At 57.6% G+C, this 13,475-nt stretch carries 12 protein-coding genes and 2 pseudogenes; 5 read left to right on the forward strand and 9 right to left on the reverse strand.

Annotated features, from left to right (window positions below):
• Together BMY54_RS30865 and BMY54_RS12060 are read left to right on the forward strand one after the other, a co-directional pair.
• Positions 1-153 (forward strand): annotated as a pseudogene (locus BMY54_RS30865) (LysR family transcriptional regulator); the annotation flags it as partial.
• A 43-nt stretch (positions 154-196) separates the two neighbouring features.
• The gene (locus tag BMY54_RS12060) at positions 197-973 is read left to right on the forward strand and encodes an SDR family NAD(P)-dependent oxidoreductase (protein ID WP_093433550.1); all 777 of its coding nucleotides are present in this window, start codon (positions 197-199) and stop codon (positions 971-973) included.
• Positions 974-1,028: 55 nt separating this feature from the next.
• On the opposite strand, the gene BMY54_RS12065 is transcribed toward BMY54_RS12060, so the two are convergent.
• From BMY54_RS12065 to BMY54_RS12110, 9 genes and pseudogenes are all read right to left on the reverse strand, one after another.
• Positions 1,029-2,087 carry an ArsO family NAD(P)H-dependent flavin-containing monooxygenase gene (locus BMY54_RS12065; protein ID WP_093432623.1) on the reverse strand — a complete coding sequence of 353 codons (1,059 nt, stop codon included), beginning with the start codon at positions 2,085-2,087 and terminating at the stop codon, positions 1,029-1,031.
• A 228-nt stretch (positions 2,088-2,315) separates the two neighbouring features.
• The gene (locus tag BMY54_RS12070; protein WP_093432626.1) at positions 2,316-2,831 is read right to left on the reverse strand and encodes a cupin domain-containing protein; all 516 of its coding nucleotides are present in this window, start codon (positions 2,829-2,831) and stop codon (positions 2,316-2,318) included.
• Between the two features lie 121 nt (positions 2,832-2,952).
• A pseudogene (locus BMY54_RS12075) lies at positions 2,953-3,261 on the reverse strand (MarR family winged helix-turn-helix transcriptional regulator); the annotation flags it as partial.
• Positions 3,262-3,445: 184 nt separating this feature from the next.
• Entirely contained in the window at positions 3,446-4,354 is a 909-nt protein-coding gene (locus tag BMY54_RS12080; RefSeq protein WP_093432629.1) for a LysR family transcriptional regulator, read from the reverse strand.
• Positions 4,355-4,360: 6 nt separating this feature from the next.
• The gene (locus tag BMY54_RS12085) at positions 4,361-5,563 is read right to left on the reverse strand and encodes a low temperature requirement protein A (protein ID WP_093432632.1); all 1,203 of its coding nucleotides are present in this window, start codon (positions 5,561-5,563) and stop codon (positions 4,361-4,363) included.
• Between the two features lie 74 nt (positions 5,564-5,637).
• Positions 5,638-6,411: an SDR family oxidoreductase gene (locus BMY54_RS12090; protein ID WP_093432634.1), complete on the reverse strand. Its 774-nt coding sequence runs from the start codon at positions 6,409-6,411 to the stop codon at positions 5,638-5,640.
• 836 nt (positions 6,412-7,247) lie between these two features.
• On the reverse strand, positions 7,248-7,652 hold the full coding sequence (locus BMY54_RS12100) for an acyl-CoA thioesterase (RefSeq protein ID WP_093433553.1): 405 nt from the start codon (positions 7,650-7,652) through the stop codon (positions 7,248-7,250).
• Between the two features lie 128 nt (positions 7,653-7,780).
• Positions 7,781-8,530: a hydroxypyruvate isomerase family protein gene (locus tag BMY54_RS12105; RefSeq protein WP_093433556.1), complete on the reverse strand. Its 750-nt coding sequence runs from the start codon at positions 8,528-8,530 to the stop codon at positions 7,781-7,783.
• A 93-nt stretch (positions 8,531-8,623) separates the two neighbouring features.
• On the reverse strand, positions 8,624-10,189 hold the full coding sequence (locus tag BMY54_RS12110; RefSeq protein WP_093432639.1) for a carbohydrate porin: 1,566 nt from the start codon (positions 10,187-10,189) through the stop codon (positions 8,624-8,626).
• A gap of 168 nt (positions 10,190-10,357) precedes the next feature.
• Between BMY54_RS12110 and BMY54_RS12115 the strand changes: the two genes are divergently transcribed.
• The 3 genes from BMY54_RS12115 to BMY54_RS12125 are packed head-to-tail and all read left to right on the forward strand — an operon-like array spanning position 10,358 to position 13,455.
• Positions 10,358-11,632, forward strand: coding sequence for an ABC transporter substrate-binding protein (locus BMY54_RS12115; protein WP_093432642.1), 1,275 nt, complete (start codon positions 10,358-10,360; stop codon positions 11,630-11,632).
• 21 nt (positions 11,633-11,653) lie between these two features.
• Positions 11,654-12,616, forward strand: a complete 963-nt coding sequence (locus BMY54_RS12120) for a carbohydrate ABC transporter permease (RefSeq protein ID WP_093432644.1) — start codon at positions 11,654-11,656, stop codon at positions 12,614-12,616.
• The gene (locus tag BMY54_RS12125; RefSeq protein WP_007910217.1) at positions 12,613-13,455 is read left to right on the forward strand and encodes a carbohydrate ABC transporter permease; all 843 of its coding nucleotides are present in this window, start codon (positions 12,613-12,615) and stop codon (positions 13,453-13,455) included. The genes BMY54_RS12120 and BMY54_RS12125 overlap by 4 nt, the downstream gene beginning before the upstream one ends.
• Positions 13,456-13,475: the final 20 nt, after the last annotated feature.

Genomic DNA, 13,475 nt, shown 5'->3' on the forward strand with positions numbered 1-13,475 from the left:
TATGCAGAGGCCGCAGAGCCTATTCGGGTGATCTACCCTAGCAAGCGGCACCTCTCTCCAAAAATTCGACTCTTCATCGATAAGCTCGTGGAGGCTTGGTCACCATGCCCACCATGGGAGCATCACCTAGGGGAAGGCACTCACTCAGGTTGATCAGTGAGCGAGGTGCGTAATTGCAATTACAGAGGCAACGATGATGAATTCAACCTGGGCAGATCAAGTGGCACTTGTGAGTGGAGCGGGCAGTGAGCTTGGAATCGGTATGGCCATTGCCCATCGTCTTGGGGCTCAAGGGGCCAAGTTGATCGTCACGGCAAGCAGCGCACGCATCAATGAGCGGGTTGCGGAGTTACGTGGCGCCGGCTTCGAAGCAGTGGGTCGACCGGTCGACTTGACTCAGGAAACTCAGGTGAGTGAATTCGTCGCTTGGGCTGAGGCCGTCTGGGGCCGCATCGATATTCTTGTAAATAATGCCGGTATGGCGATGCAAGGGAGTCCAGAACAGTTCTCCGAGTTCACGAGTACGAGCCTCGAAAGCTGGAATCTTTCCATCGCTAGAAATCTGACAACTGCGTTTCTGTTAACCCAAGGGGTGTTGCCTGGGATGCGAGCGAGAGGCTATGGCCGCATAGTGAACATCAGCTCAACTACCGGCACACGGGCCAGTAATCCAGGGGAGGCTGCTTACAGTGCTGCAAAGGCGGGAATGGTAGGAATGAACATGAGTCTAGCCCTTGAGGTGGCTCATCAAGGTATCACTGTGAACTCAGTTGCCCCTGGCTGGATAGCTACAGGGTCGAGCACGCCTGATGAAGTCAAAGCCGCACGTTCTACGCCTCTCGGGAGAGCGGGGCGCCCAGACGAAGTGGCCGCAGCCGTTGTATTCCTGGCTTCACCTGAAGCGAGTTACATCACCGGTGAACTGCTCGTGGTGGATGGAGGCAATTGCCTGGTTGAGAACAAAGCGGGTTAAGACATTTTAATTCCTGAGAGGGACCTCAACGTTGCCTGAACTGCGCTGCGCCGACTCACTGCTCCAGCAAAAACCGCTCAATTTCCTCAACGGTACTGCGCGCCGTTCGGGTCACGCCGATCAGTGTCGCGGAAGCGGCACCAGTCCAGTCGCCATAACCCACCAACCACAAACGCGGTTCCTGAATCGAATGCGTACCTTTGACGGCCACGCGCCCGTCGGCGGAACACACGCCCAGTGACTCCAGATAGCCGAGGGCAGGGCGGAAGCCGGTGCACCAGATCACCGCGTCGACCGGCGTTTGCGAGCCATCAGCCCAAGTCACGCCGGTCTCGGTGAAGCGCAGGAACGGCCGAACCGCGTGCAACACGCCGCGCTCCCGTGCCTCAACGACTGGCGGCACCATCACGATATCGCCCAGGCCGCCAACGGGCTGTTCAATGACGATGCCGGCCAGTTGCGCTTTCCAGCGCTCGGTGGCGCGTTCGAAGAGCACGCGTCCATCAACGTCATCGGCAAGAAACTCTGGCGGCTGCGGAGTAACCCAAGTGGCATCGGCCACTTGCGAGACTTCAGCGAGGATCTGCGCACCGGAGTTGCCACCGCCCACCACCAGGACTTTTTTTCCCGCAAACGGCTTGGCGGTAACGTAGTGGGCCGAATGCAATTGCTGGCCGGTAAAGGTTTCGCTGCCTGGGTAATGCGGCACGTAGGGATGGCGCCAGGTGCCGGTCGCGCTGACCACGGTGCGGGCCAGCCAATTGCGACCCTGGGCTTTTACGTTGAGGTGATTGCCCCGACGTTCAATAGCGTTGACCCAGTAGGGCCGTGCGACAGGAAACTGGTAGCGTTGCTCATACTGGCGCAGGTAATCGACTACGTTGTCGCGACTGGGGTAACCGTCAGTGACCGGAGGCATCATCCAGCCGGCGATGGAACTCCAGGTCGACGGTGAAAACAGTCGCAGGGAATCCCAGCCATGCCGCCAGGCGCCACCCGGTGCCGCTTCGGCATCGATAATCACAAAGGAACGCCCGGTACGGCGCAGGAAGTAAGCGACGGCGAGTGCAGACTGGCCACCGCCGATAATCGCGACATCCACTTCGGCAGGCATGGCGAATCCTTGGGTCAGCGAAAGTCAGGTCAAGTTAATCCATTTGAAGTGGACGTTTGTTGATGTTGCTCAATCGGTGGCGTTGTAATAGACATGATTTAACATAATATACATTACACGTAACAAGATGTTTCGAGATTAGCCGCGTTGTCCGCGAGATTTCATTCTCCTGCAATGCCCCAAACCGGCTTTCCCTCCAACCTGATTAATCCTCTGAATCTGCATCGCTCAATCCTCATCCCGCGTCAGCTTTTCAATCAATGCTCGATGCTGTGGAAACGCTGTCGTGAGCTTCTGGCGATTCCCCATCTCCATGTCGGCAAAATCAAATCCAGGCGAAACCGCTTCACTGATCAATCCAAATCCGTTTGTCCCGTCCAGCAATCGTGATGCTTTCCAGATGCCGCCCGGTACGTGCAATTGCAAACGCTGTCCTGCGAGAACATCGTTGCCCATGATGACTGTCTGCAATGAACCGTCCGCATGGATCAGGCTGTATTCGAGTGCGTCGCCCAAGTGGAAATAATGCAGGATGTCAGACTGATTGAAATGAAACTGGCCCACCGGTGATTGCTCGGTCAGCAGATAGTAGATCGACGTCATCAGGTAACGTGGGCCGCCAGCGGTTTCGAGCCAATCGCGATGGTCTGACTGATAGGTTCTACGAAAATAGCCGCCTTCGAGATGAGGCTCGAGATTCAGCGCATTGATCACGTCCTGTGTGCTTGCTTTACGTTGAATCATCGCCCGCCCCCTTGATTTTATGGTGGTTTTTATAGCTCAACTAAACGACCATTTAGTGTAGTTAAGCGCATATCGAAGACGAATGACGAACTTTCCAGACAAATTTCGATCTTTCGCTGATTCACTCCTCACTCGGGTCATAACTGTTCACATTGGGCACTTGCAGATGCAGGCGGCCAAGCAAGTCAACCAACGTGTCGACCTCAGCCGGGGTCAATCCGCTGAGTAGACGCGACTCACGCTCAAGTGCAACTTTGAGCACGCGGTCATGCAGTTCTTTGCCGCTGGCCGTCAATCGCACGGTGTAACGCCGTGCATCCTTGGGATCCAGCTGAGTGGTGATCCGCCCCGCCGCTTCCAATGTTTGCAATGAACGGCTGACCGCGCTCTTGTCGAGACCGATCGCCTGGCAGATTCGATAATCGGTCAATAGCGGACGTTTACAGGGGGGGAATCTGCCTCTATGCCTTTGAAAACATGCGTCCCGGGCGGCCAAACTTGGCGATAGTGCTCCCGACGGTTACAAGACCTACCCAGTCAAGATCCGCCTCACGCAAATATAAGCCTAGGGCGCTGGATGCGGCGTCCAGGCTTTACCGCCAATCGAAACGGCGTTACTTACTCTGCAGATACGGCGCCATCAAGCCGGCAAACCACTCGATAAATGCACCGAGGCGCCGGGAGCGTTGGCGACGATCCGGATACAGCAAAGACACGGTCATCGACGGCGGCCGGTAAGCGGCCAGCACCTCCACCAGCTCGCCGCTATCCAGTAAATGCTGCACATCGAACAACGGCACCTGAATCAAACCGAGCCCTGTGCAGCACGCGGCGATGTAGCTTTCCGCATTATTGACCACGAGTTGACTGGGCAGTGGAAACGACTGGCGGACGCCGTCGAGACAATATTCCCACTGAGCCTCTTGCCCGCCCGACCCCGCCACATAGCCGACGCATACGTGCCGCTCCTGCAACTCGGCAAGCTCGGTGGGCACGCCAAATTCGGCCAGGTAGGCGGGGCTGGCGCAGTTGATCAGCAACACCCGCCCCAACGGTTTCACTACCAGGCTGCTGCTCTGCGGCGTGCCGAAACGAATCACACAATCGACGCCCTCCTGCACCAAGTCTATCGCCCGGTCGGTGGAACCCAGGCCCAGTTGCAGGCGCGGATAACGCTGGAAAAACTCGGGAAGCGCGGGAATGAGTAGGCGCCGGGCGATACGGCTGGGCACATCGACTTCCAGGCGCCCCATCACCTGCTCTTGATGGGTGTGGAACAGTTGGTCGATCTCATCGATCTCGACCAACACTTGGCGCGCTCGCTGCAGTAACTGGGTGCCGTCGGTGGTCAATGACACCTTGCGCGTGGTGCGGTGCAACAAGCGCGTTCCGGCATTGGCTTCCAATTGTTGAATGGCCGCCGATACTGTGGCACGCGGCAGTTTAAGCAGTCGTGCGGCCCGGATGAAACTGCCGAACTCAGCCACCTGAACGAAAACGCGGTACTGCTCGATGCGGTCCATGGGTTATCAGTGCTCGACGACGGCGTTAGCCTGTTTCGCTCGAAACCGGCGCACCACCCGCCATTCCACGAAACTGACGATCAACAACACCATGATGGTCAACGTGCCCACCATCAGCAGGTCGGTCAAAACCGCAATCGGCGCCAGCGCCAGCAAGAGCACGATGCCGGCCAGGTGCGATTTGGCGACCACCTGATACACCTCGCGTTTGTACAACAGGCTGGCGAATAGAAAGATCATGGGCCCCAGCAGCAGGGTCACGACGTAGGCCGTGTTCATGTGCTTGTCGGGGTGGGCCATGACCAGATCATTGCCGACGGCCGTGGCAATGATGCCGGCCACCAGCACTGCGTGAATGTAATGAAAGTAAGCGCCGGTGCGCCCAGGGTCTTTGGAGTGGGTAACGCAATGAATGGCGTCTTTGCTCGCCGTGCCGAAGTACAACCACCACATAGCCAGGGTGCCCAGTAAGGTCACCAATAACCCCACCAACACGGGAATATCCCAGTGCTCGGTTTCGGCGAGCACCGCGCCGCTGGCCAGCAGCGTTTCGCCCAGTGCGACAATCACAAACAGCTGGCAACGCTCGGCTAGATGCGCGCCCTCGATGGTCCAGTCACTGGTGCGCGAGCGTCCCAGCCCCGGCAGCGCAAAGCCGAACATGGGCGACACGTACTCACACAGCACCGCGATTAGCCATAGGCCGATACGCCACGGCCCTTCCATAAACGCGCCCGCCAACCAGAACGCCGCGGCAATCACTACCCAGCCGAGCATGCGCTTGAAGTTCGGTGCCAGCGCGTGTTCACCGGGCAAATGCAGCACGATAAAGGCGGTACGGCCTACCTGAATCGCCACATAGGCCAGCGCAAACACTAAGCCCCGCTCGCCAAAGGCTTCAGGAATGCTCGCCGCCATCAGCAAGGCGGGAAACATCAGGGCGAAGATCAGGCCGCGCACCCTCGGGGTTTCCGGGTTAAACCAATTGGTGACCCAGCAGGTGTATTGCCAGCCAAGCCATACCGCGAACCACAGAATAAGGGTCTCCATCACGCCGACCAGGGTCAGGTGATGGAGCAGGCCGTGGCTGAGTTGGGTCACGGCGAAGACATAGACGAGATCGAACAACAGCTCTTCGAACGTCACCCGCGCATGGTGACCATCACGGTGGCGAAGTAACGGGTGATGTGCAGACTGATCGGCGCTCATAGCAACCCCATGGCCTGGTTTGTCGGGAAAAGTGTTAACGCGACATTGCGGGGTTGCAATCGTTTTTTCGCCCGTTATTTGGTGGTGTAACCGCCGTTGATCAAAATCGTCTGGCCCGTCACCCACCAGCCATCACTCACAAGGTTGCGAATAAACGGCACAACATCCTCGATATCAGTCAGGCCCGTGCGCGAGAACGGCGAAAGCGCGGCGGCGGTCTTATGATAGTTCACCGCATCCTGACCTTCGGCCGGATAGAAAAACGGAGTATCCATCGGGCCAGGGCCCACTGCCGTCACTGAAATACCACGCGCGCCAAGTTCTTTCGCAGCCGCTCTGGTGAACTGCTCCACCGGCGCTTTGCTGCCGGCATACGCCGCGTAGAACGGCGTGAACGCGCCGAGCAACGAGGTGACGATGGTGCAGATCTTGCCGTTGTCGTTGAGGTACTTACCGGCTTCCTTAAGAAAGAAAAACGCGGTTTTGGAGTTAACCGCCATCATCTCGTCGTACTCAGCTTCGGTGATCTCGGCCATAGGCTTTTTCAACACCTTGCCCACGGTGTTGATCGCAATATCCGGGCGCCCGACGGCGGCCACGGCATCGCTGAACAGCTTTTCCACGGCACCGGCAGTGGTCAGGTCTGCCTGCAACGCCACTGCCTTGGCTCCCAACGCTTCGAGAGCCGCCACGGTGGCGTTGGCATCGCCCTGGCTGGAGGCGCTGTTGTAATGCACCACTACGGCCTTAGCACCGTGCTGGGCGAGATCGCGAGCGAGCAAGCCGCCGAGATTTTTCACACCGCCGGCGATCAGTACGACCTTGCCGTTGATTGAATGTTTGGACATGACAACGCTCCTGGGCTGGGAAAGGTACGACCCAGTCTAGAGCGGCCGCGGGCAAAGATAAGCACACTGATGCTGGATGCACTGTTCAGTTTTTTCAGCCAATCAGCGTAAAGTTACTTTCCCGACTCTAAACGTCCGCTGTTATCGAGTCAGGTAAATGACCGCATATGGCCGTTAGCTGCCGCTCCTGACCGTCAACTTCCGGTCAGAAGATGCCAGTCACAAAAAGCTGTTTTCGACCCAAAGCGGACAATACGGAGAACCTATGTACACAGTGACCGTCGTTAGCGAACGGCCCGACTTCAGATGTTTTCTGGATTTGCTCTATGGCCCTGGGCGAAACGTAGACACGGATGGTGATTCATACCCTGTGAACAGCCGCTCTTGGACATACCTGTATGTGAAGGACAGAGAGAGCGATGACCCTTACATCGAAATCAATGCGAGCGAGGTAGATGTCTCAAGGTTTACCGTGCAGTCCGACTCGTCGAGGCTGGAGGCCCTGGTTGCGTTGTACTTGTACCTGACCTGTGGTGGGTCAATCTCCTCTTCAGATCAGGCACTTAATAAAGCCGCCATCGAAATGTTGTGCGACAGATATTCCGTTGAGCTCTGCCGAGCCCATGGATCTATTTGGCATCAGTCGGCAGATAACGCGCCTTACTCACAGGAGTGAACGACGGCTTGTTTCGGAGCGCGCAAACGTCCGCTCTTGGCCGATTGCTGCCGGTCACCAAGGCCGCAATCGCCCATAGCTGCCGGTGAGGAACGGTAGATTTTGACCACAACCGGACACTCGACAGCCCCCCAAACGTTTGTTGAGTCCGTCTGATCGTCTATGAAAGAAGCGCTCGCAACGGAGCTGGAATGGGTACAACTTCCTTACTTTCCGGTGACACACAAACGTGTGTGACATTCGCGGTAAATGCCAGCACGCCTTCGCCGATAAACCCCTCAACCAAAAAAGTAAAAGAGTGCTCGCCCAACCTGGCCACGCCAACTTTAATAGTCATTTCGTCATCCCACGTCAGCGGAGCCAGCAACTCGATCGACATCGCACGCACCGGCGGCAATATATTAAAACTCATCACAGCCCTAAGCCCCGGCCCCCCTACCCATCTGTCGAGTGCTACACCAATGGCCTCTACAGCAAAATGTGAGAATCGCGGGGTGTAAACCACCCCTGCCGGATCACAATCTCCGAACAAAATAGTTCGACTTACAAAAACCGCATCAGGCATTAAATCCCCCCTACCCGCCAGCGTCAGGCCGATGTCGATGAGTTCTTCTCGCTCGGCCATCAAGGGCTTCTGCCTTTGATGGCGGCGATTGTCCCCATATCAGCGACTCAAAGATTTTTGTCTGGAACCTAAGCACTCAGCTGCTTGATCCAGTCAAGACTCGCAACGGTAGAGCCAGAAGGACGGTACTCACAGCCAATCCATCCGGCGTAGCCGCGCTGCTCCAGCGCCGCGAACAAGGCAGCAAAGTCGATATTCCCCGTTCCCGGCTCGTGACGCCCCGGGCAATCGGCAATTTGCACATGCACGGTTCTGTCATAGAACCGCGCCAGCACGTCGGCTGCGTCTCCGGTCAAAAGCTGGGCATGGTAAAGATCAAGAATCAGCCCGACACTCGGGAAGGTCTCCAGTACCTGTTGCGCCTTGCTGAAGTCGGACATGTAATAGCCCGGCATCGCCTCCGCGCTGATCACTTCGATCAGCGGCCGCAGCCCCTGATCTTCCAAGTACTTCACCGCATATTCCAGGTTGCCCGCGTAGGTTCGCTCAGCGTCATTCTGCGTGGTAACGCCCGACATGATGTGGACATCCGCACACGCCAAGGTCTTTGCGTAGCGGGCGGCCTGGAGCAACCCGTCACGAAACTCCTCTCCCCTGCCCTGTAACGCGGCGATGCCTTTGGTCACGCCAGCCGGGGCGGCGAACTGAATCAACGGCAAACTGTATTGGGCTAGATGGTCGGCAAGCAGACTGGCGTCGAATTCATACGGTGATGGGAACTCAACTGCCCGGAAACCGGCGGCTGCGGCGGCTTCGATGCGCTGCAGAAAAGGCAATTCATTGAATTGGAAACCGAGATGAGCATTGAACTTGAGCATTGGGTAATCATCCATCCTGGGAAGAAACGACATCATTAGCCTGGAGCATCCTTCGCCGCTCCAGCACTGCACTATCGCAAGTGTATTCAACGATTAAAACCAGGTTTCCATCTGGATACCGTATTGCCACACCCCTCCCGCCTGGAAGTCGGACATGCCAAAGGAGTCGTTAGTACTGAACCGGTCCAGATCCGAAGACCAGTTCATGTAGCTGGCGAACACTCGCAACTCCGGACGCGTGAGTAGATCGCCGACGTCGAGTTTGAATGTCGGGGCGACCGTGAACTTCCAGAAGTTACCATCGACCGCATTACGTTGTAGATAGCCCTTGGGGTCGAGGTTCATGGTTTGCCAGCTCATTTCGTAGGCCATTTCGAAGTTGCTGTTGATTTTGTTGGCCAATCGCACGTTGAGGGTCAGCCAGCGGTAGTCGTCACCTTTAACGTATCTATCCTTGCTCTGTTCAGCCAGCAAGCTGGGCCCGATGCGCCAGTCAGAGGTCAGCGGGGTCTCACCGTAGAGCGCCAGACGCAGCGCGCGGGCGTCGTCGATCAGTTCACCGTCCGAGCCAACGTTCTTGACCTCTGCCCCCAGGCCTTGCCCATAGAGCAGCGCCGTTTTGAAGAACCCTTCTCTGCCGAAAAAGGTTTTCTGGTGATTGGCCAGCATGCTGTGCAAACCGCTATCCGCAGGCGTCAAACCGGCCTTGTTGGTGTGGGTGCCGAAATCGTTTTTCTTGGCGCCGATGGCGTTGTACATCCACTGCCACTGGCCATCCTCGAAGAACTGGTTGGAGGTCAGGATGTAGCTTTCCACATCGGCATTGATACCGCCCTGACTGAAATCCCCGTAGCTACGCCCAATCAACGAGTAATTCGAGCGCCAATGCTTGTTCATCTGCACATCGTAAATTCCACCGCCGGTGCCGGCGAGGTAAACGACGTCGGAGTCCAGCCAGTGGATATCGAAATTATCTCTATCGAAGCGCTTGCCTGCCCACAGCGTAGCGTTCTCGAAGACTGAATTGCCTTTGAATGCAGCGACATGGTCGAGCGTGGCGAACACCTGGCGTACGTTGAGTTTGCTTTCGTCGGCCGTCCAGTCATTGGAGCTTTCCACACCGTCAGCGATGGAGACGGTGAATTTGGAACGGGTACCGTTTTGCGCATAGACCTCTTTCGACAGGTCGATACGCATGTAGGTGTCGTCCTCGTTACCGAGTCGCCCGACTGCCCCGCCCACCGAACCGGCCGGCGTTGTATAAGGGCCGCCACGCCCGCCACCCAGCCCCTCGTCGACCAGCAACCCGGAGCGCGCATAGCCGTTGAAGCTGAACCCATCGGTGAGGTTCCCAGTACTGCCCTCCTTTTCCAGGCTTTGCTGACGGGCCTCGAGTTTTGCCAGTCGGGTGTCCAGAGCAGGTGCCGACATGGCTGTTGCGTTAGAGGCGACGGGTTGCAAGGGCGGCGCCGCGCGTTTGACCTGCTGCAATTCCCGGGCAAGTGCCTGGGTCTGCTGTTCGGCCGTGGCTGCACGCTTTTCCGCTGCGCTGGCACGCGCCTCAAGTGCGGCCATGCGCTCTTCCAGTGTCGCGGCCTGAGCGGTCGCTGCGGATGTGCCGAGCACACCTGCCAGTAGCCAGCCTGTTGCTTTGTGCATATGAAATCCCTGTTTTGTTTTTATTGTTGGTTGACGCAAACGGCCGTTTTTTACGTGCGTTGCGAGTTGTCGCAATCGACGAAAAAAAGGATGCCTCATCGCAAATACGCTGCTACATTTGGCGATGTTAACGTTAACTTTTCTAAAAACAAAAATAAAGGACGCTCGATGAAACACCTGAAATCGCTCCTGCCCGTTGCATTGATCACCCTGTCTGCCGCACTGCCATCCGTGTCGAACGCAACCGATCTGACGATCTCTTGCGGTGCCGTGGGTGCGGAGTTGCAACTGTGCAAAGAGGCCGTCGAGACATGGTCGAAACAGACCGGCAACAACGTCGAGGTGGTCTCCACGCCTAACTCGGCAACCGAGAGGTTGTCGTTCTACCAGCAGATCCTCAGTGCGCAGTCCACCGACATCGACATCATTCAAATCGACATGGTGTGGCCGGGGATGCTGGCAAAACACCTGCTGGATCTGCGGGAGGTGCTTCCCGCGAACGCGACCCAAGGCTACTTCCAGGCCCAGGTCGATAACGCCACGGTCAACGACCGGCTGGTGACGATGCCGTGGTTCACCGACTCAGGGCTGCTGTATTACCGCAAGGACTTGCTTGAGAAATACAACAAACAGGTTCCTCAAACGTGGGAGGAAATGACCGCTACCGCCAGGGATGTGCAACAGGCTGAACGCAACGCCGGGAACGCCAATGCCTGGGGTTACATCTTTCAGGGGCGTGCCTACGAGGGGCTGACGTGCAATGCGCTGGAGTGGATCAGCAGCCAACCGCAAGGCGGCCTGATCAATCAACGCGGCGACATCGTGGTCAACAGTCAGGCCTCGAGAGCGGCGTTAACGCTGGCGAAAAGTTGGGTCGGAGACATCTCTCCGCGTGGCGTGCTCAATTACACCGAGGAAGAAGGACGTGGCGTATTCCAGTCGGGCAATGCGCTATTCATGCGTAACTGGCCTTATGTCTGGGCCCTGGTGCAAAGCCAGGACAGTGCCGTAAAAGACAAGGTCGGCGTCGCTCCCCTGCCCCGCGGCGGCGAAACCGGCGAGCATGCCTCCACCCTTGGTGGCTGGGGCCTGGCGGTATCGCGTTACAGCGCTCATCCCAAACTTGCCGCAGAACTGGTGAGCTATCTGACGAGTGCCCAAGAGCAAAAACATCGCGCTCTGACAGGCGGCTATAACCCGGTGATCGAGTCGCTGTATCAAGATCCCGAGTTGCTCGCGACCATGCCTTATTACGCTCAGCTGCACAGCATTCTCAACGCTGGGGTCATGCGCCCCGCCGCCATCACCGCCGATCGTTATCCACGGGTTTCCAATGCCTTCTTCGATCGGGTGCATGGCGTGCTGGCGGGCGAGTTGCCCGTGGATCAGGCACTGGCCGAACTGGAAAGTGAACTCACGCGTATCAAACGCCGGAACTGGTAAGCCACAAGGAAGGAAATCACCATGTCTGTCTCTACGACCCATGCCCCCTTTGACGAGCTTCTGCTCACGAGGGAAACGCCTGTACAACGGCGCCGGGTGCGCGCTGCCTGGCTGTTTCTGACGCCAATGCTGGTCTGCCTGGCCCTGGTGGCCGCGTGGCCGCTGCTGCGCACATTCTGGTTCAGCCTGACCGACGCCAGCCTGGCAGACACCGGTGGCGCAACCTTCATAGGCTTGAGCAATTATCTGTTGTTCAGCGATTCCGGCTGGTCGGGCATCCTCGTCGATCCGCAGTGGTGGAATGCGGTGCGCAACACGTTGTATTTCACGGTGGTCTCGGTGGGACTGGAGGTCGTGCTGGGGTTGTTGGTGGCGTTGCTGCTGAACATCAAGTTCACCGGCCGTTCTCTGGTGCGGGCGTTGATTCTGATTCCGTGGGCGATTCCAACGATTGTCTCGGCGAAGATCTGGTCATGGATGCTCAACGACCAGTTCGGCATCATCAATCACCTGATGCTCAGCCTCGGCCTGATTGATGCTCCCCTGGCCTGGACGGCAGATGCCGACCTGTCGATGTGGGCGGTGATCATCGTTGATGTCTGGAAGACCGTGCCCTTCGTCACGCTGCTGATGCTGGCGGCCTTGCAGATGTTGCCGAGCGATTGCTACGAAGCGGCCAGGGTCGATGGCATTCATCCGCTGAAGGTGTTCTGGCGTGTCACCCTGCCACTGTTGATGCCTGCACTGCTGGTGGCGGCGATCTTCCGCATCCTCGATTCCCTGCGGGTATTCGACGTCATCTATGTGCTGACCTCGAATTCGTCGAGCACCATGAGCATGTCAGTGTATGCCCGCCAGCACCTGGTGGAGTTTCAGGACGTCGGTTACGGCAGCGCGGCGTCGACGCTGTTGTTTCTCGTGGTTGCAGTGATCGCCATGCTTTACCTCTACCTCGGACGCCGTCAACTGGAGGTCCGCGCATGAGCCCGCGCCTACTGAAAAAAGCGCTGTTGCGCCTCGGATTCTGGTGCCTGATCGGGGTGTTGCTGCTGTATGCGGTTTTCCCGTTCTACTACGCCATCGTGACATCGCTGAAGCCCTCCAGCGCCTTGTTCGAGGTGAGCTACTGGATCGAAAATCCTGACTTCTCCAATTACGCGGCGGTACTCCACCAGGCCTCATTCCTGCGAGCAATCGGTAATTCGCTGGTGGTTGCGCTGTGCGTGGTCACATTGGCGCTGTTCCTCAGCCTGACCGCTGCCTATGCCTTGGGCCGGGTCAAATTTCGTGGGCGTGGCACGGTGTTGATGATGGTCCTTGGCGTGTCGATGTTTCCCCAGGTCGCGGTGCTGTCGGGACTGTTCGAAGTGATCCGCGCCCTGGGCCTGTACAACACGTCGTGGGCGTTGATCCTCAGCTACACGATTTTCACCCTGCCCTTCACCGTCTGGGTACTGACCACCTTTATGGGCCAACTGCCCCATGAACTGGAGGAAGCGGCAATCATGGATGGTGCGTCGCCCTGGGTGACGCTGACCCGCGTGCTGTTGCCGCTGCTCTGGCCAGCCCTCGTCACGACTGGCTTGTTGGCCTTCATCGCCGCGTGGAACGAGTTTCTGTTTGCCCTGACGTTCACCCTCACCGACAGCCAACGCACGGTGCCGGTGGCCATCGCCTTGATTTCCGGCGGCAGCCCCCATGAGTTGCCTTGGGGCTTGTTGATGGCCGCCTCGGTGTTGGTCACCGTCCCACTGGTGATTCTGGTGCTGATCTTCCAGCGCCGAATCGTTTCCGGCCTCACTGCCGGCGCGTTAAAGGGTTGATGCCCAATAAAGACAAGGAA

Origin of the sequence: Pseudomonas sp. ok266, from assembly GCF_900110195.1 — a bacterium.
In the GTDB taxonomy this organism is placed as follows: domain Bacteria; phylum Pseudomonadota; class Gammaproteobacteria; order Pseudomonadales; family Pseudomonadaceae; genus Aquipseudomonas; species Aquipseudomonas neuropathica.